The organism is Nordella sp. HKS 07 (assembly GCF_011046735.1).
GTDB lineage: Bacteria > Pseudomonadota > Alphaproteobacteria > Rhizobiales > Aestuariivirgaceae > Taklimakanibacter.
Genome location: NZ_CP049258.1, coordinates 441,308 through 459,776 on the forward strand (window position 1 = coordinate 441,308; position 18,469 = coordinate 459,776).

Consider the following 18,469-nt stretch of genomic DNA (forward strand, 5'->3'; position numbering starts at 1 on the left):
GGGTCCCTCCCTCAGAGCACGTTGGACAGGCGGCCGTAGAGCAATTCATCGATGCCTTCGGCATAGATGTCGCCCTTGCCATCGACGCGCAGCATGTATTGCGGAAGGTTTTGCGTCGCCTGGCCCCATACTTCCTGGCCTCCAGCTTCGCAATCGAAGACCGAATAGTGGCCAGGGCAATTCATAGTGTGGCTTTCGGCGCTGTAATTGAGCGGGAAGCCCTTGTGCGGGCAAACGGTCGAAAAGCCAACTATGTCGCCGTCGGGTCCGGCGCCGCCCTGCACGTGCTTTCCGAGCTTAAGGAGAACACCAGGAGCGTCCTCGTCCGGATAAGTGACTTGCAATGCTTCGTTTGGCTTGAGTTCCGAAATATTGGCAAGGCGGTTGGACGGATAGTCCACTCTCGCGCCAGGGATCGCGGCTTTTGCCTTCTCCGGAAAGACGGACGCCGCGGGAACAGCGGCAGCCACCGCAAAGGCCCCAGTCAAAAATCGACGACGCCCGACTTCAACTAGCTTGTCACACCGCTTCATGATGACGTTCTCCCATTGCGCGCAGGGTACGCGATCAGAGGATGCTACTCGTCACAAGCGGGGGATCTTTATTGCGATGCAAAAAATCGCAACGGGCGGAAAATCAATGTCTTGGCAAAAAGGATGTTCGGAAATCCGAACATGATGCGATGCCGAAGGTCTGGAAAGCTGAACGGCAGGACCTAAGGTTCGTTGTAGCCGGCAATATACAACCGCCGCATCTTCTCCCACAAAGTCGTGCGTGATATGTCGAGAAGCTTGGCTGCCTCGATGATCTGGCCATTGGTCTGCTTCAACGCACGCTCGATCTGCCGTCGTTCAGCGGATTCGCGAACTTCTGCCAAGGTGGAAAAGGCCGCTAATATGGGATGCAGGTCGGATTCGAGGTCGGGGAACATGTCGGCCGGCATTATCCAGTCAGCCGCGGCCATCGCCACGGCCCGCTCAACCCGATTACGCAGCTCACGCACGTTACCGGGCCAGGCATGCTCATAAGCGATCTCATGGACCATTGTGCTTATTCCGCGCAGATTAACCTGGCCCGCGCCCTTGAAGCGATCGAAGAAGAGGTCGAGGAGCCAGGGAATGTCTTCGGCGCGTTGCCTGAGCGGCGGGACCTCGATGCGGAATCCGTTTATCCTGTAATACAGGTCTTGCCGGAATCGGTTCAGATTGACAGCTTCTTTGAGATTGACGTTGGTGGAGCATATTATGCGGCCGTGGAATTGGACAAGTTGCTCTCCCCCGAGGCGATGGAATTCACGCGCTTCGACGAGCTGAAGTAGCTTCGCTTGCAGGCCGACGGGCAGCTCGCATACTTCATCGAGAAAGAGAACCCCGCCACGTGTCCGCTCGGCGAAGCCGCGATGGAAGCCTTGCCCACCTGCCCCCTTGCTTCCGAACAACTCGAACTCCATGCGGTCCGAATGTATTGCGGCGCAATTCACCGCGATGAACGGCTCTTTAGACCGTGCCGAGATACCGTGCAGGAAGCGAGCGCATACTTCCTTACCGCTGCCCGTTTCTCCGGTTATCAGTAAGGGAATTGTGAGATCGGCTATGCGCCGCAGGGCGGCTTCGACCTCTCGCATGCCGGCTGAAACACCGAGAGCATCCTCCTTCCGGCCTACCGGGTGACGCTGAATGAGGGATTGCGCTCGTGCGATAAAACCGCCGGTCTCGAAAGGTTTCGTCACATAGTCGCCGGCGCCGGCTCGCATTAAAGACACTGCCTGGTCAACATTGCCGAAAGCGGTCACAAACAGGAAAGGCGGGACGAAGGATGTTGCCGCCAATTGCCTGTAAAGAACCTCGCCGTTCGTGTCCGGCAGACGAATGTCGCAGACGACAAGATCAGGACTGCTGCTGCGTAGGCCGCGCAGCGCCTCGTGGCCTGTCCTCCACCAGTCCACATGGCAGCCTTCAAGTGAAAGGCATTGGACCAGCGACTCCCCCATGATGGGATCATCTTCGACAAGCGCGATTACGCGTCCCTCAAGCGACATGACTTAGCTCCTCACCCATAAACGGCATCACCAGCCTGATGAGCGCGCCACCATGTTCGTTGTCGAGTGGATAGATCCTGCCACCCAGCTCCTGACAGAGGCGCTTGACCATCCATAGGCCTAAGCCTGATCGTCGACCAATTGGCGCCGAACCCGCGTCCGGGTGTTCCAGATAGTCTTTCAAGTGACTTGGCAGCCCTGGGCCGTTGTCTGCCACCTCGAAGATGGCACTATTTCCATCAGTTCGCGCTGTTAGCGAGATCGCCCCTCCCTCGCCGCAGGCTTCACAGGCGTTCAAGAGGATGTTGAGTATGGCATCACGTACAGGAGCGGCCGGTAGTGGGGTTGACGTCGAAATGTCATTCGTCCAACGGACATTTAGGTGCTTACGCTTGATTTCGGGTTCGATCAGCAGTTTCAGATCGTCGATATCGCCAGGCATGAGGCTTCGTGAGTCGCCGCCATCACGATAAACCGCCAATGTCGATCGCACTAGATCGCGGATACCGGCTAATCCCTGTTCGAGTAGCCTGACCGATGTCGCCCGCACCCCTTCGCGGTTGCCATGACGACGCAACGAATCGAGCGCGTTGAACATGCCTCCGAGCGGATTGTTGATCTCATGCGCGAGGCCAGAAGCAAGACGCCCCAGACTAGCCAATTTTTCTTCCTCCGCCAGTTTGGCTGCCAGCTCTTGTCTTTCGTTCACCGCGCGAGCCAGCGCATTGTAGCGGGTGAACAATCGGCGGAATTCGCCGCCATGCAAGCCCAGCACATTCGGCGGAATGGGTTCGAGAGGCCCCTGTGTGCTTCGGTCAAGATATACAGAAAGGATGCGGATCGGCTGAACCATACGCCGAACGGCGAAATAGCCTATCGCCGCGAGCACCGAAGTGAGAATGATATTTGTGAGAACAAGAGTAGCGAACACATCCGCCCGCTCCTGCAAAAGCAGGCGAATATCGGCTAGGGCATAGATATGCCCGATCTCACGGCTTTGGTAGATCAGAGGGCGAGCCAAATGCGCCGTCGTCAGTTGCTCCCCCAGTTCGACACCGGCATCTGAGAACTGCGAAAGAATCTCCGGCGCGAGTGGCCTGTCAGACGGAAAGCGTGTTGGATCGGTCGCTGCAAGGACATTGTTACTCCCGTTCGTCACGACCGCCCATTCCACGTTGAGGCCGCGATAGCGTTCACGCGATCGGTCAAGCGCGTCAAAGACTTCCCAGATATCCTCACGGACCACGGACAGTATAAGGGAGGCGGACAGGCCATCCAAATATGCCGCGCCAAGCTGCTCAAGATGTCGTTCCTGAGTGTCCGCAAGGCGGGCAAGTACGCGATTGGTGATGACGGCACTAATAATGACCATGAGCAGAACGACCAGCATCGGGACTTTGACGGTGATCGGCCACGAGATGGGGTTCCTGGCTATAGACGACGCGGAGAACTTCATGCCGGTACACTCCGCACGAGGGTCATTTCATCGGCAATGGAGTCAAAAAGGCTATCATCCTCGCTGCTGAAGCCGTCGAGGCGAAGCAAGTTCAATACGGCTTGGCCATCCGGATCGTTTTTCACGCCAAGCAGCGCCTGTTTGATCAGCAGGACGGCATTGCGATCTTTTTCGGCGCTGGTGCAGGCAATTGGGGGGAAGCCGAGCAATTCGGATTTTCGCAAAACTTTGGTCTTGCCGGTGAGTTCAGGTTCGATTGCAGACATTACTTCCCAGACATAACCGTCGACGCTACCACTTTGCGCGAGCCCAGCAGCCACCGCTCTCACGACATTGCGATGTCCGTAAGTGAAAAAGGTCTGCCGGAAGAATTGCTCCGGCCGAAGCCTTTGCCGGGCTAGCAGAGCAGCAGTGACCAGATATCCCGAATTGCTGTTGGGATCGGAAAAGGCATGAAGATCCCCTTTCAGCTGCTCGAAATCGGTTGCCTCACGGTCCTTCGGGATGATCAGATAGGACTGATAAAGCGGCTTTCCCCTCCAAATGGGGACGGCGACGAGCGAGAGGCGGTCGCGATATTGGACGAAGGGATAACCGCATATCCAGGCCGCCTGCAGTTGGCCGGACAGCAGTAGAGAAGTGATCTCCTCATAGGTACGCCTTTGCACGAGCTGAACGGCATTACCAGTGCTGCGTTCCAGATAGGATTTGAGCTTGGTCAGCAATTCGAGATCATTAGTGAGGAAGACGGGAGTTAATCCAAAACTGATCGTGCCCTCTGTTGCCCGGGCTTTTATCGCGTGGGTCGCTGTTAGGGCCGTCACCCCAAGACCGAACGCGCGACGTGAAAACCCTTTCGGAGTGGTCTCGGCTCGTCTGGCAAATGGGCTCGATGGATCACGCATGGGCAGGATATTAGGCTCGGATGGGATCTGCTCCAACTCCACCGCGCTCACTAGACCCGCAGAAGGGCTGACCCCCATGTTGCGCTGCACAATCCACCGTCACGGCAATTGTCACAGGACTGTAACATGGTGTCGTTATATCCGGACATATGGACAAGACAGCGGTTGTCGACACCCTAGGGTGCCTGGCCCAAACGACAAGACTTGAGGTATTTCGGCTTCTCGTGGCTGCGGAACCAGAAGGCCTCGCGGCCGGAGAAATCGCGCAAGCCCTGGGCGTACCGCACAACACGATGTCCAATCATCTTGCCATTCTCACGCGCGCGGAGCTGGTTTGGGGCGAGCGTCGCAGCCGCAGCATCATCTATAGAGCCAGTCTCGCGACGTTGACCCAGGCCTTGACCTATCTCGTCAAGGATTGCTGCGGCGGCCGTCCCGAAATCTGCACACCCCTGATTTCAGGTCTGACCCCGTGCTGTGTGCCGGAGAAGAAACACCATGCCTGATCATATCTTCAACGTACTTTTCCTCTGCACGGGCAATTCCGCTCGCTCGATCATGGGAGAGGTCATTCTCAACCGCGAAGGCATCGGTAAATTCAGAGGCTATAGCGCCGGCAGCACGCCCAAGGGGTTGGTTCACCCCTATACGCTCGATCTCATCAGCAAGCTGAACCACCCTGTGAAAGATCTGCGTTCCAAGGACTGGGATGAGTTTGCGCAGGAGCGAGCGCCGAAACTCGATTTTGTTTTCACTCTTTGCGATGACGCCGCGAATGAAGTCTGTCCCATTTGGCCAGGCCAGCCGATGACCGCCCATTGGGGTATGCCCGATCCGGCGGCGGTCGAGGGAAATGAAGCCGAGAAGCGCCTTGCTTTCGCGGAGACCTACCGCATGCTACGCAACCGCATAACCGCCTTCGTTAATCTGCCAGTTCGCTCGCTCGATCGACTCAGCCTGCAGCAGAAGCTTGTCGATATTGGAAGAAGCTGAACAAATGTCTACTTACGATCTCACTCGCCGATTGACCGCAGAGGCTCTCGGTACCGCCCTCCTCGTTGCGACCGTCGTTGGCTCGGGCATTATGGCCGACAAGTTGACGGATGACACGGCACTCGCTCTTTTGGGCAATACTTTGCCCACTGGCGCCATCCTGGTCGTGCTGATCACGATCCTGGGACCAATCTCCGGGGCGCATTTCAACCCGGCGGTTTCGCTGGTCTTCGCGCTCCGACGTGAAATCAACAGTTCGGACGCGGCTTCCTACATTGTAGCCCAGATTGTGGGAGGCATCATCGGCACGATCATCGCTCATCTGATGTTCGACCTGTCCGCGATACAGTCATCGCTCACCGTCCGAACCGGTATCGCGCAATGGCTGGCGGAAGCGGTCGCCACTTTCGGCTTAGTCGCGACGATCCTCGCCGGCATCAAATTTGCCAACTCTTCCGTGCCTTGGCTGGTTGGTCTTTACATCACGGCCGCGTATTGGTTCACCGCATCGACCTCCTTCGCCAATCCGGCCGTGGCGATAGCACGCTCCTTCACAAATACATTTTCAGGCATTCGTCCCATCGACTTGCCGGGGTTCATCGTGGCGGAGCTTGTTGGGGCCCTGATCGGTATGATTCTGATGACATGGCTCTTGCGGTCGCAGCCAGATACTAAGACACAAAACCGGAAAGCTCGTGCATGACCGTCACTATCTATCACAATCCTGCTTGTGGCACGTCGCGCAACACGCTGGCAATGATCCGCCAGAGCGGCGAAGAGCCCGTTGTCATCGAATATTTGAAGAACCCGCCGAGCCGTGAGAAGCTCAAGGAACTGATCCATGCGATGGGGATCAGCTCGCGTGATCTTCTGCGCCAGAAGGGTACGCCCTTTGGCGAGCTTGGCCTCGGCGATCCCAAGTGGGCATCTGATGAGCTGATTGATTTCATGATGATGCATCCGATCCTGATCAACCGCCCGATCGTCGTCACCGACAGGGGCGTTAGGCTGTGCCGGCCATCGGAGGTGGTTCTTGAAATCCTCCCCAATCCGAATATCGGCCGTTTCGTCAAGGAAGACGGCGAAGTGGTCGAATCGCGCCGCGTGGGGTGATCAGGCGGGGCGTGGTATAAGGCGTAGCACGACCAGCGAAAGCCCGGCTAGCACAGCAGTGGCAGCGAATGCTGTCGTTGGCCCCGCACTCCCTAAGATGAGCGCGAAGACGAAAGGCGCGCATGATTTGACCGCCACGCTGATAGCGGAGATTCGACCCAGCCTCGCGCCATATCCGCTGCGTCCGAAGAGAGCGAGCGGGATCGTGCCCCTAACGATCGACGAGAGCCCCTGGCTCAAGCCGAACAAGACGGCGAAGACGACCGCTGCGGCGACGCCAGCCCCCGCCAACATCAGCGCCGCAAGCGCTACGACCAGAAAGAGCGATGAGATCGCTCCGGTGGCAAGAGGGTGCAATGTCTTGCCGAACAGCATGTCGAGGAAGCGGATGGCGACCTGCGACGGGCCCATCAGCACGCCGACGCCGACCGCCACCGCCGATGTGAAGCCGGCATTCTGCAAGGCGGAGACCCATTGGATGTTGAAGGACGAATAGACGAAGCCGGTAAGGCAGAAATAGGCGATGAGCCATAGCATCGCGCGCATTCTGTCCTGAGGAGGCAGCGTCGACTGTTCGTCGCCGTCCTCTCGCGCTATAAGGCCGTTCGCAATCGGCTCCGCCGTTTGGCTGAGGACCCAGAGATGAATGGGAAGGCAAACGGAGAGGTTTATGGCGGCGAATATAAGATAGACTGATCGCCAGTCCATCGTCTCGACCAGGAAATGCGTAATTGGCCAGAAGACGGTCGAGGCAAATCCGCCTAGCAAGGTCATCTGTGTAATTGCGCGCCTGGCCGCCTGGCGCCCAGTGATCTGGGCGATTGCCGCGAAAGCGGCATCATAGAGGACAAGAACCGAGGTCACTTCAACGATTATGAGAGCGAGCGCGAAGGTGATAAGGTTTTGCGATACCGCCAGCGCGACGAGAGCGATGGACGAGGCGACCGATCCCCAGGACATTATGAGCCGGGCTCCGCGCTCATCGATCAGCCGGCCGGCGAATGGGCCGGCGAGTCCGCCGATCAGCAGCGCGAGCGACAGACATCCGAAGGACCAGGATGACGGCCAGCCAAATTCGCGCGAGATGTAGGGCTCAAGTACAGCAAAGGCATAGTAGAGCGTCCCATAGCCCACGACTTGCGTGACGCCGAGGCCGATGATGGGGATGGCGATCAAGCGTTTGCTATCTAACGCTCTATCGACTGCTGTGATTGAACTTTCAGTCATTGAGGCGCAGATTCAGCAGCTTCCTGCTTTTTCAAGGATCGTTTTCGCTACATCGACTTTGGCCGGGCCGCAGCAAGTAGTGCCCTTTCGCGCCGCTGGCCTTTCGCAGCAGGGCTCTTCCGCATTGGGCTCTGCACCAGTGCAGCAGGCTCCGCCCGGCGCTACCTGGTCGAGCGTGGCATTGCACACGCCCGTCTCAGGAAGCACCAAACGCACATCATCGGCCGCCGCGTGATCACCGGCGAGATGCGCCGAGATCGAACGCACCTGCTCATAACCTGTGAGCAGGAGGAATGTCGGTGCGCGGCCGTAGCTTTTGATGCCGGCAACAAAATATCCCGGCTCGGTGTGGACGAGTTCGCGCCAGCCATGCGCGGGAACCGTTCCGCAGGAATGCTCATTGGGATCGATCAACGGCCCGAGAGCTCGCGTGCTCTCGACGACGGGATGCAAGTCGAGCTGTAATTCGCGGGCAAAGGAGAAGTCCGGACGCTGGCCGGTCGCGGCGACGATCCGGTCAAACGGACCGATGCGGCGGATGCCCTCTGGGGTGATGCCTTCGATCAGGACACCATTGCCATTCATCTTGAGCCGTTGCGCCGCGAAGGACAATTGGATGGTGAGACGCTTATCCTCGACCAGAGCGCGTAGCCTGTCGCCTAATTGACCACGCGCCGGCAATTGGTCGGAAGCGCCTCCACCGAAGACCTTGGCCAGCGAATTGCCGCGCACGGCCCAGGTAAGCGCGGTTGCGGGCTCGTCCTCCGCAAGCAAAGCAAGATCGAGAAGGGCGTTGGCTGCCGAATGGCCGCCGCCCATGACGAGCGTCCGCATGCCGCTATAGACTTCACGATCTGCGCCAGAAACATCCGGGATGCCATAGGAGATGCGATCCCTGAACGCGCTCTCGCCGACCGCCGGCCAGCCATTTGCGCCCAGGGGATTTGGGTTTTGCCAGGTGCCGGAAGTGTCAATGACGGCGCGGGCGAGAACCTCGCGCTCATTGCCGGCCTTGTCGCGAAGCGTGATGATGAAAGGAGTGGCTTCGCGGTCGCGGCTCTTCATCCGATCGCGCCCGAGCCTCGAGATTCTTACGACGCTCGCATTAGTTTCGATGATGGGGGCGAGTTCGGGCGTCGCCGCCAGGGGCTCGAGATAGTGCTCGACCAGATCCTGGCCCACCGGTAACGCGCTGGCGGGCGGACTGACCCAGCCATTCTTTTTCAGAAGCTCCACGGCCGCCTCATCGACGCATTGTTCCCAGATCGAGAAGAGACGGACATGGCCCCAGTCACGCAAGTTTGGTGCAATCTGATCTGCGGCTTCGAGGACACGAACTTCTTGGCCGCGTAATATGAGGTGAGACGCAGCCGCAAGGCCGATCGGACCGGCTCCGATAATGGCGATTGGAAGGGTCTTGTCCATTTACATATCTCCAAATTTCTAGAATCACCGAATTAATGGAGCAAAAAAATCATGCGGCGTCGGGACGGCAGGTATTCTCCTTTTCCTCGATGCAGCATTCCTCCGTGAGAAAGCCGACCAGAGCCGCCATTACGGGATAATTGGCCCGACAGATCAGGGTGGTTGATTGCCGCTCCTGGGTGACCAGATCGACCTGGATCAGCTTCTGTAGATGGTGGGATAGCGTTGAGGCCGCAGTACCGAGGCGAGATTGAAGCTGCCCTACAGACAGACCGACTTCCCCCACGCGCACCAGGGTGCGGTAAATAGTAAGGCGGGTGGGATTGCCCAGAGCTTCGAGCTGAGCCGCAGCATCGACAAGTTTCATGCTCAATAATTAAGAGATCGACTTAAAGGATGTCAATCCATATTTCTAGAATCATCGAAATAATCAAACTTAGTGTCACCTTAAACGAAACTACTGGTTGCTAGAGCGCCCTCCCATCGTCCCTTGGCCCTTCGGGTTTTTGGGTTCTGTAGGTCGCGAGGATCGCGAAACGGTTGAGTCTGTGCCCAGCCGAACAGCGCATGCTCAAACTCGCGATGACAGCGGTCGGAGAGGTGCTGGCCCAGGACCGGACGAGGCACCGCGCCGAGCTCGAGCACGAGGTGGCGAAGCTCAGAGCCGAATTCCTGGCTGACCGGCTAGAACAGGAATGCGTCGCTAAGCTCCAGGCGGTGCCGCCCGCCAAGATCGCGTGAGGCTGCGCAGACCGGAAGGTGTTGGCGGTCATGCGACAGGAGTGCTGTTCGTCTGGTCCTTGGCTTCCTCAGGCTCCGGCATGGTGGCAAACTCCTTGAGCGAATGAGGAAGCTGGCGGCGGCCTGGATTCTCCCGTGCTTCCTTGAGGTCGTACAACTCATCATCGCGGCGAACGAGATCGTCGAGATCGGACGAGAACGGCAGGGACTTGGCGTGCCGTCTCAATACCGTTTTGCGCATCATCTCTTCCGGGAAGGTGTCCCATGGACCTTTCTCGGCTTTTGACAGCTTGCGGATCGCGTCGATCTCGTCGATCGCCATGACCTCGTAGGACCTCTCGCCGTCCTTGAGCTTCGCGATCGAATAGGCGGCGATCACCTTGCCGCGCTCGGGACCGAGGTAGGGACGGTGCCGGATATGCGGATCGTCGCCGAGCTCGAAGCTGAACTCGTCCTTTTCGTGGACGCAGTAGCAGGACCAGGTACTGATCTCGCCAGCATTGCGTGCCTTCTTGCGCAAGCCCGCGACCATCGGAATCCATTGCGCCGTGAGTCTTCCCATGATGCGATAGGGAACGATCGCTCCTTCCCGCCCGTCCGGAAGCAGGCCGTCTTGTGCGGCGCGCATGCAGGCGTTCCACAGTGATCGCCGGTCGCAGTTGAGGAGCGCCGGATTGGTCTGGATCGCCGTCATGATGACACGCTGAAAACGTTCGATCTTGATGTGGGCTGGCAGTGCCGCCTGAAACTCCGGGGCCAGTTTCATCATTTCGGAGCGGATTGTTATGAGCGGGTTGTCTGGCATAGTGGCCTCCTCATGGGTGAGTCCTCCAGGATTGCGGCCTGGAGGCTCATTGTTATTAGAATGGGACTGCGTCATCGAACTCGACGAGCGCCTTTGAGGCGTCTGACTCCGGTGACTCTTCAGCCTTGGGAATCGGAGCCTTCACGACCCGGGGAACGAAGATATGCTTCGTCTCGCCGACCTTGTTCTTATAGGTTGTCGGTGTGAGCTCGAGTTCAACGCCGATCCAGGTGTTCTTCTTTATCGATCCGACTCCTTGCGAGATGCTGCTGAGATCGGAGTCGTAAGGCAGATAGAAGTCGTTAGAACTCGTCAAACCAGATGCGAATACGCTCGCCGAACTCGAACCAGTGCCTGTCGATATTGCAAATTGTTCCATGGAATGGCTCTAGGAAGTTCACTGCTCGCATCTGCTGGGCTTCGAACTTGATATCGAAGTCGTCGTCGTCATGTTCGTTGGTCATCTTGAATTCTCCATTTCTTCGGTTGTCTCGTGTTCTTCTCGTCATCCCTCTTTTCATGCTCTGCCACTGCGTCCTCCATATGCACGCGGACATTGCATCCGGCTGTCCGCAGTTGCCGGGAATCTTGTCTTCTTCACCCTCCGGGGGCTTTTCATCCGTCCAACCGTACAAAGCGTTGTCGCTGCGGGGTTTTTGCCATTTTCAATCCGTCCAAAGATCGTCTGTCTTGGACGGATTGAAAGTCAGAGAAACCCTTGTTCCGCAGGGCTTTGGACGGTTGGACGGATGGAATCCCCCGGATCCCTACAGATATCGAGAAAATGCTTCATCGAAGTGCTCCCGTAGATAACCTTTGAACTGTGTAGCATTACCGGCGAACCACACATTCCCCGGTCTGATTCCGAATGGCTTGAGCAGCCGACCGATCGCGTTCTGGGTAATCGCCTTCCCTTTGCGCCAGGAGCTCCAGGGCCGACCTTCCATATTGATAAGCTCGGTCACCAGAGCGGCGCTGGCGATCTTGTCGGCATCATCGATGTTCTTGGCCACGCGTGAATCGAAGACAGCGCGAATATCGGAGAGCAGCACGATTCCCGCCTCCGCCTCGTCGGCATCCTCCGCCGTCAGAGCGATTGCGGCCGCGAATGTCTTGCGCCGGACGTCTTCTCCGATCTCCGAGGCTATCGCCAGCAGTGGCTCCCAGCAGTCGCAGGCCCGATCATTGATCGAGCTCGGCAATTCCGGCCGCGCCGCCTTGAGACGATCGAGATGATCCTTAGACCAGCGAGCGATCCGCCGGCCGATGGTCAGGAGCTCGCTCTTGGCTGCAGCATCGAGCCTGCCGATCGTCTCGGACTTCTTCTTGCGGACGAGATCGATATCGATCGACCGGTCGGCCAGGGTAGGATGCAGCTTGCCGATTCCCGAAATGACGACCGGCGACCACATCGAGAATCCGCGCGGCTCGAGGTCGTCGCCGACAATACGGTGCGCCATGCCGGTCGGCTGGAAGCCGGCATTCAGTCCAGCTCTCAGCTCGTCGTTGTCTTTCAGAAGAAGATCCGCTTCGTCGACGATGATGGTCGGCTGATGAGCATCGACAACGCGGAACAAGACACTGATCGTCATCGTCTCACTGAGCAGCGGCTTGCGGACGAGATGATACAGAACTTCGCAGAGTTGGGTCTTCCCGCACCTCCTTGTTGGACCCCAAAGGTGCAGGCGCGGGCTGTGGGTGGCGGCATCGATGCAATAGCTGTGGATCGACCACAGTGCGGTGGCGAGTCCCTGGTCATCGCTCATGATGATGTGCCGATGGATTGCGGCAGCGATCTCGTCGAGGAGTTCCTCTCCTTCGACTTCGGTGTCCCATGGCTCGACATCGGGAAACATGACCCGGCGACCCTGCCTTGCGGATGAACCACCTTTGCCTTCTTTCTCTCGCTCGCGTGCTTCGAACGCGCTCTTCAAAGTCTTATCGATTTCCTCACGTTCGAGGCCAATTTCGAGTGCGGCTTCGGTGAGCGCTTCGCGCGCACCAGCTTCCTGCAGCCGGCCACCGAGGACGATCTTGGCAATCTTGAAGGCGCAGGCATTGAGAACGGCGTTGCGCTCCCCGGGCTTGGCGGCGCGAATCTTGTTGCATTCGGCGGTAAGTTCGTCGGTTTTTTCCTTGAGCAGCGCTTCGAGCTCAGGAGAAATGACGGGTGCCGCCGCTAGTGAAATATCGTTGACCCATGCATAGCCTGGGCGGCGCGGATCGGGCGTTGAAGGAGGGAGAATCGCATATCCGCCTTGACCGCGGACATCCAGGCCTGGGCCAAGTTTTCCTTGGCTGTTTCGCAACGTCTTGCCGCCAAGCCGGAAGTAGTAATGCGATCCACCGCTAGGGGTGACAGCCTGAGGACAGCCGGAGACGTCGATCCTGAGCTTCTTGAGCGAAGCGCGGCCATCAACGCCACGCTTGATGTCGACATCGAGAAGGATAACGTCAGTCCTGGGACCGGTGACGCACCCGATCATTGCGTATGGATTTTGGCCCCACCATCGCTCGATTTGCGCAATGTCTTTCGATCCGTCCCGGTAGCCGTTCTTAGTGATAGGGCTTTTGTCGAACGCGCATGGAAAGACGTAGAGGTCTTGCGCGGCATAGTCTCGTGCATATGGGAGCATCAATTCCGGCATCACAGAATCTCCCTCGATAAAAAATACCGCGCTGCAATAGAGGCAAGCTCCTTCCGGCTCAGATTCAACGGTGATGTATGAGGACAATCCCTAAGAAATGAACAGGCGAACAATCGGCCGCGCTCATATCCCCACTGGCGATTGAATGGCGGTAATGAACAACCATTGAGGAAGTCGCTCATTCCCGCGTGGAAGTCGGGATCGCTGACGATCTCAAGATAGGTGATGTGTTGGGTTGGAACTTGATATCGGTCCATCATACATCCGCCCGTTCATTATGGTTTCGCTGATGCAACCATGCGAGCCAGTCCAACTGCTTTTTTGATGGCTGCGCGTACCAATGCATCATGTCGTGCAAAAACCTCACTTCCTTGCTACTGAAACGAGCCGCGTTGACCAGGCAGGTTTCCGCCACCTGCTGCCATGGTCGAGCGCCGCCATAGCGCGATGGCTCTCGTGCTTCTGGCGGCTGTGGTGCCGGCGAATCGATCAGTTCGCCGAAGTCGTGCCAGCTCAAGCCATTGCTATCGAGCATACGATCGATCGCATTGCGCGCCGCTATCACTTCATTGGGCTCTGCCGAGCTCAGCATCAGAGAGAGCTTCTTGATCTTGGCGCGGATCGACTCGGAAATCATTTGTCATACTCGATGAAGAGAGAGGAAGGCCCGGGGAAGCGCCCGCAGCGGGCCCTCCTCCATGATCAAAGCATTGATGTTTGGGTTAGAGTGACCGGCGTCTCGCCGTTCATGTTGGCGGTGACCTGCGACGCCGGTGCTTGAGCAGCGAGACTCTCCGCTCGACGCTCAAGCGAATTCCTGACCTTGTCGATGCGGGCCGCGACCTTCTTGATCCGCGCGGCAGCCCTTCTCGGGCTGTGCGCGGTCATCAGGCGGTCGTGGATCAAGTCGCAATCTTGCGCTAGCAGGAAGAGGTCTTGTGCGAGGAGGAAGAGGTCGTAGTCGAGGTCTTGCACAAGCAGGATGAGGTCTTTACAAGGAGCGTGCATTTCCATACTTTCCTTCTTTGGGGCCCGCCGAGCGCCAACTCGCGCGGGCTCATTCACGTCTGGCGGGATGCCAGACGCGTCGGCACGGCACGGCACTTCTCATTTACCGGCACGCTCGGCGACGAGTTGGCGATCGTGCTGATCGAGGCCGTCTTCGTACCAGTAGTTTCGATTTTTGATTTTCAGATCCGGCGGCGGAAGCACGCCCTCATCCACCCACCGCTGGACTGTCCGCGGATTTTTACCGCCGTAGCGCTGTCCAACAGCGCGAGTGCCGATGAGGCGCCTTTGCGGTATCCAGGTGGACATTTTTGCGCTCCATGTCGCTGACATTTCGCGATAGAGCGTGCGCGCTGGACTTACAAAAAAATAGCGGCGTAATACGGCGTAATACGGCGTAATTGAATTACGCGGTTATCCAATCAGGCCGATATTTCGAAATTCCCCGTTCGATCGCGCTACGGGAGAGGTTTTTGTTGTTCTTCTTCAGCCAGGCTTCCACCGTGGAAGCAGCACTGTAAACGCTAGGAAACCTGCCATCACAATCGACGACAGGATCAAAGTGGCGAAAGATCTGTTGCCATATCGGGGACGGTTTCACACCTCGCTTGCGCCCCGGTGCCTTCGGCTTGACTGACCACAGTGCGTCGACAGCCGCGCGCTCGAACTTAATTCCAATCACCAATATGTCGTAGGTGACAACTTTGTCATCGATGGCAGCAAGACCCATGCTGAAATACGCCCTGCCGGTCGGGGGATCGATGTCATGCGCATTCCCCCACCACGACGCAGGAATTCGGCGGTCTTTTTGCTGCACTGGCGAGCCTTCCGAAGTGTAGAAGCCCACCGCGCACGCCAAGATACGACCGGTGCTTAAATGTGGCAGCAAGGCCTCAAGCGTCCCGGCGCGCGCCACCGCCTCGTGCAGGGGCATCCACACGGGAGTTAGGTCCGCGTCTCGAGCCTGACGATGTTCCGGCCGTAACGACCCGAAACCAGATCGGCGACATGGACGCCCCAGCGCTCAAGCGCGTGGCGCTTTTCGTCAGTAAAGTTGTGGCGCTGATAGACGGAGACGACGCCGGCGAACGTTCCAGACGAATGGTTCAAAACCTTCTCGATTACCGGCAGGCTAACGCCGAGTCGGGCCATGCCCGACGCCGTCGTGCGTCTTAGATCATGCAGCCACCACGGCGGCATGTCGGCCGGCAGGAGAGCGTCGAGCCGGCGCTTATTAGCGCTGTAGTTGCTCGATGCCGCCTTGCCGTCGGTGGTGAGCACGAAGGTGTCGCCGATCCGGGGCAGCGATTCCAGGATCGCGATAGCGGGATCGCTCAGCGGAATGTCGTGCGGCTTGCCGTTCTTGCTGCGTTCCTTCGGCAGCGTCCACAGCCGATTCGTCAAGTCGACTTCGTTCCAGCTCATGCGCGCAACTTCCTCGCGCCGCCCACCGGTCAGCACCAACAGCTTGACGAGTGCCGCGAACGGTCCGCCAAGCTTGTCGGCCGCAAACCAGACGTTGCGCAGCTCGGAATCCGAGAGCATGCGGTCACGCGACTGCTCGGGCGTCGGCGGCTTTACCCCGGTGCACGGCGACGAGGCGATGATGTCGCGCTCCATTGCCCAGCTGAACAGCTTGCGAATGGCCGCCAACGCACGATTAGCCGCGACCGGCCGACCGGCCCCCACGAGGCCGTCGAGCAGGTCGAGGACGTCGCGTCGGGTAATGTCCTTGATTAGCCGACGCCGCCAGAGCGGCAGCACATGCAGGTCGAGGAGACGCTGCGTCGATTCTACGGTGCTCGGCCTGTTGACCCGCAGGCAATGTCGCTCGACGAACAACTGTGCCACCACCCCGACGGTATCCGGACGCTCGTTGCGCGCCGCAATCTTCTCTTGGCCGGGATCACGGCCTTCAGCCACTGCCCGCAACGCCTTGGCCGCGAGCTCGCGGGCTGTCTTGAGATCGAAGGCTGGATACGGGCCGATTGTGTGTTTGCGGGAGCGCCCGCCCAGGCGATATCGTATCGCCCAGCTCAGGTGACCCGATGACTGCACCACGAGGTAAAGGCCAGGCATCCGCTGATCCGGAATTTCCTTGCGCTGGGGCCCGGGTTTGATGGTCTCGAGGGTGCGGGTCGTCAAAATGCGCGGCATCTGGGCTCCTCCCGGGGGAACGCTGGGGTAACACCATAGGGTTGTCTTGGTATGTCCGCAAGTGTCGTAGACAGACGACGACAATCACGCAGTAAATGCGATGGAATGGGCATTTCCTCGCGATTTTTGTCAGCGAATGCCCGGGTTTGTCTAAGTCTCACCCCGGTATCATAATCCTGGGGTCGGGGGTTCAACTCCCTCCTCCGCTACCAAAATTCTCTCAAAATCAATGACTTAGGCGCGACACCGGCGTTCAGACAGTGTTCGTCCGAGCAGTCCAATACCCGACAGCGGCGGGTCTGGCAAAGCGTGCTTACAATTGCAGGCCCAAATCCGCGAAGCCGGAGAACCCTACATCGGGTGGTTCGAATTTTCGGTGCCATTCGCGCAATAGTCACCATTCACCGAATTAGGCATCGAAGGTGACCCAATTTGCTGACTCTGCCACCAGTCCATAATATCCCTCCTCGGCTAGCCAAAGGGAAATGACGGCAGGAAGATTTCCTCGACGGGTGGATGACGCCAAGTCCGCATCGGATATTTGGCGATGAGCCTCTCGAACTGCGCCTGCGCCTGTTTGCGATATTCGTCGAGATCGATGCCGGGCAATTGGCGATCCCGCATCACGATCCGGCCATTGATTATCGACGTGTTGAAATCGCGCCCGGTGCCGCTCAGCATCATGGTCTGGATCGGGTCGATGACCTGACCAAGCTCGAATGCGGAAAGTTCGAACAAGGTCATATCGGCTTTCGCGCCCACCGCAACCCGACCAAGGTCCGGGCGGCCAATCGCGTCGGCGGCGACGATCGTCGCGGCATTGTAAAAATCGGCGGAACTGCACGCGGCCACGTCATTCTCGACGACGCGGCAAAGACCGATTCCGATCCGCATATTCTCGACCATGTCCGGCGGAAAGGTGTCGGTGCCGAGGCCTATGGCGATCCCCTTCTTCTTCAGCTTGATGAACGATTCCATCGCGCCGCCATAGCGCGAAAGGACCAAAGGACAATGGACGAACGTCGCGCCTGCGGCCGCGACCAGGCCGGCGTCGTCTCCCTTGCGCTCTACAGCGCTATGCCCGGTGATGAACACACCATGCGGCAGCAGCGCGCGCCGCGACAGGAAGTTGAGCGAGGCCAGCCATTCGATCGGCGTCTTGTCGTAGCGCTCCACGATCGAATGGAATTCCTCCAGGCCCTGGCAGCAATGCAGCTTGACCGGGCAATCGAACTCCTCGCTGATCGCCGCGGTGCGCCGGATGAGCTCGGGCGTGCAGTTCTCGATTCGGTCCGGCGACAGCATTCCACGAACAAGCCCGCCATGCGCGCCGTCGAAATTTCTGATGTAGTCCCGGGCCTGGTCCAGCCCCCGCAACCCGCGCTCCTCATCGAAGTGCGTCATAAAGCTGCCGTCCGCGCGGATGATGGTGACGCCGGTCATGTAACATGGACCGAGATATGCACGGATGCCCACTTCCGCCGCGCTGTCGGCCGAGCGCGCGAACTCCTCATAGGTCTCGGCCCATTTGCGATAGAACATCGACGTAATCGGCAAGGCCGTGGTGATGCCATTACGGATCAATTGGACGAACGCATATTTCATCTTGAAGGTCTGTTCTTCAGTCGAATACATCTCGATCGGGCCCGATACGAGATAATCCTCGGGCCACACCCGACCCTTGGCCCAGTCGGGCTGATTGTCGAATGCGAGAACCGTGGTATCGAGATCGGACAATGCGTTGAGATCGATGAAGCCCGGGCCAAGAACGGCGTTGCCGCCGTCGATCTCGTGATCGACCGGCCCTTCATAGTTACGCCCGACGAAGATAATGCTGTCGCCGCGGTAGACGACTTCCGCGTCCCTCAGCGTCCGGTGTCCTGTGCCGTCATAACCGATGACATAGCGCGCCTTTACCCGTGTCGTTGTCATGATGTCATCAGCCTTGTGAGT

The 18,469-nt window shown here is 58.3% G+C and carries 21 protein-coding genes; 5 read left to right on the plus strand and 16 right to left on the minus strand.

Annotation, left to right across the window (positions count from 1 at the left end):
• Positions 1-11: 11 nt before the first annotated feature.
• The 4 genes from G5V57_RS02090 to G5V57_RS02105 all read right to left on the minus strand — a co-directional run bounded on the left by G5V57_RS02090 (position 12) and on the right by G5V57_RS02105 (position 4,477).
• Positions 12-533, minus strand: a complete 522-nt coding sequence (locus G5V57_RS02090; RefSeq protein WP_165165976.1) for an arsenate reductase (azurin) small subunit — start codon at positions 531-533, stop codon at positions 12-14.
• 182 nt (positions 534-715) lie between these two features.
• Positions 716-2,038 (minus strand): sigma-54 dependent transcriptional regulator, encoded by a 1,323-nt coding sequence (locus G5V57_RS02095; RefSeq protein ID WP_165165977.1) that lies wholly within the window; start codon positions 2,036-2,038, stop codon positions 716-718.
• A complete protein-coding gene (locus G5V57_RS02100) occupies positions 2,028-3,494 on the minus strand; it encodes a sensor histidine kinase (protein WP_165165978.1) in 1,467 nt (488 codons plus the stop codon). Before G5V57_RS02100 ends, G5V57_RS02095 begins: the two co-directional genes overlap by 11 nt.
• On the minus strand, positions 3,491-4,477 hold the full coding sequence (locus G5V57_RS02105; protein WP_371744709.1) for a PhnD/SsuA/transferrin family substrate-binding protein: 987 nt from the start codon (positions 4,475-4,477) through the stop codon (positions 3,491-3,493). The genes G5V57_RS02100 and G5V57_RS02105 overlap by 4 nt, the downstream gene beginning before the upstream one ends.
• 71 nt (positions 4,478-4,548) lie before the next feature.
• Here G5V57_RS02105 and G5V57_RS02110 point away from each other — a divergent pair, with 71 nt between their 5' ends.
• From G5V57_RS02110 to arsC, 4 genes are read left to right on the plus strand one after another with little or no spacing between them, the layout of a single operon-like run.
• Positions 4,549-4,905: a helix-turn-helix transcriptional regulator gene (locus G5V57_RS02110; RefSeq protein WP_165165979.1), complete on the plus strand. Its 357-nt coding sequence runs from the start codon at positions 4,549-4,551 to the stop codon at positions 4,903-4,905.
• Positions 4,898-5,392, plus strand: coding sequence for an arsenate reductase ArsC (locus tag G5V57_RS02115; RefSeq protein WP_165165980.1), 495 nt, complete (start codon positions 4,898-4,900; stop codon positions 5,390-5,392). The genes G5V57_RS02110 and G5V57_RS02115 overlap by 8 nt, the downstream gene beginning before the upstream one ends.
• Positions 5,393-5,396: 4 nt before the next feature.
• Complete coding sequence (locus G5V57_RS02120; protein WP_165165981.1) at positions 5,397-6,095, plus strand: MIP/aquaporin family protein; 699 nt, start codon at positions 5,397-5,399, stop codon at positions 6,093-6,095.
• Positions 6,092-6,505: an arsenate reductase (glutaredoxin) gene (gene arsC, locus G5V57_RS02125; protein ID WP_165165982.1), complete on the plus strand. Its 414-nt coding sequence runs from the start codon at positions 6,092-6,094 to the stop codon at positions 6,503-6,505. Before G5V57_RS02120 ends, arsC begins: the two co-directional genes overlap by 4 nt.
• Here arsC and G5V57_RS02130 read toward each other — a convergent pair whose 3' ends face one another.
• The 3 genes from G5V57_RS02130 to G5V57_RS02140 form a co-directional block, all read right to left on the minus strand.
• Entirely contained in the window at positions 6,506-7,681 is a 1,176-nt protein-coding gene (locus tag G5V57_RS02130; protein WP_165165983.1) for an MFS transporter, read from the minus strand. It lies immediately after the preceding gene.
• A 63-nt stretch (positions 7,682-7,744) separates the two neighbouring features.
• Positions 7,745-9,157, minus strand: coding sequence for an NAD(P)-binding domain-containing protein (locus G5V57_RS02135; protein ID WP_165165984.1), 1,413 nt, complete (start codon positions 9,155-9,157; stop codon positions 7,745-7,747).
• A 49-nt stretch (positions 9,158-9,206) separates the two neighbouring features.
• A complete protein-coding gene (locus G5V57_RS02140) occupies positions 9,207-9,524 on the minus strand; it encodes a helix-turn-helix transcriptional regulator (protein WP_165165985.1) in 318 nt (105 codons plus the stop codon).
• Between the two features lie 200 nt (positions 9,525-9,724).
• On the opposite strand from G5V57_RS02140, the gene G5V57_RS02145 reads away from it, so the two are divergent.
• Entirely contained in the window at positions 9,725-9,898 is a 174-nt protein-coding gene (locus G5V57_RS02145; protein WP_165165986.1) for a hypothetical protein, read from the plus strand.
• 28 nt (positions 9,899-9,926) lie between these two features.
• Here G5V57_RS02145 and G5V57_RS02150 read toward each other — a convergent pair whose 3' ends face one another.
• From G5V57_RS02150 to G5V57_RS02190, 9 genes are all read right to left on the minus strand, one after another.
• A complete protein-coding gene (locus G5V57_RS02150; protein WP_165165987.1) occupies positions 9,927-10,703 on the minus strand; it encodes a recombinase RecT in 777 nt (258 codons plus the stop codon).
• 302 nt (positions 10,704-11,005) lie between these two features.
• Complete coding sequence (locus G5V57_RS02155) at positions 11,006-11,167, minus strand: hypothetical protein (RefSeq protein WP_165165988.1); 162 nt, start codon at positions 11,165-11,167, stop codon at positions 11,006-11,008.
• A 303-nt stretch (positions 11,168-11,470) separates the two neighbouring features.
• A complete protein-coding gene (locus G5V57_RS02160) occupies positions 11,471-13,438 on the minus strand; it encodes a DUF3631 domain-containing protein (RefSeq protein WP_165165989.1) in 1,968 nt (655 codons plus the stop codon).
• A gap of 169 nt (positions 13,439-13,607) precedes the next feature.
• Positions 13,608-13,988, minus strand: a complete 381-nt coding sequence (locus tag G5V57_RS02165) for a hypothetical protein (RefSeq protein WP_165165990.1) — start codon at positions 13,986-13,988, stop codon at positions 13,608-13,610.
• A gap of 65 nt (positions 13,989-14,053) precedes the next feature.
• On the minus strand, positions 14,054-14,365 hold the full coding sequence (locus tag G5V57_RS02170; RefSeq protein WP_165165991.1) for a hypothetical protein: 312 nt from the start codon (positions 14,363-14,365) through the stop codon (positions 14,054-14,056).
• A 93-nt stretch (positions 14,366-14,458) separates the two neighbouring features.
• On the minus strand, positions 14,459-14,668 hold the full coding sequence (locus G5V57_RS02175; RefSeq protein ID WP_165165992.1) for a hypothetical protein: 210 nt from the start codon (positions 14,666-14,668) through the stop codon (positions 14,459-14,461).
• A gap of 97 nt (positions 14,669-14,765) precedes the next feature.
• Positions 14,766-15,299 (minus strand): hypothetical protein, encoded by a 534-nt coding sequence (locus tag G5V57_RS02180; RefSeq protein ID WP_165165993.1) that lies wholly within the window; start codon positions 15,297-15,299, stop codon positions 14,766-14,768.
• A gap of 5 nt (positions 15,300-15,304) precedes the next feature.
• Positions 15,305-16,516 carry a site-specific integrase gene (locus G5V57_RS02185; RefSeq protein WP_165165994.1) on the minus strand — a complete coding sequence of 404 codons (1,212 nt, stop codon included), beginning with the start codon at positions 16,514-16,516 and terminating at the stop codon, positions 15,305-15,307.
• 471 nt (positions 16,517-16,987) lie between these two features.
• The gene (locus G5V57_RS02190) at positions 16,988-18,448 is read right to left on the minus strand and encodes an amidohydrolase family protein (RefSeq protein WP_165165995.1); all 1,461 of its coding nucleotides are present in this window, start codon (positions 18,446-18,448) and stop codon (positions 16,988-16,990) included.
• Between the last annotated feature and the right edge of the window lie 21 nt (positions 18,449-18,469).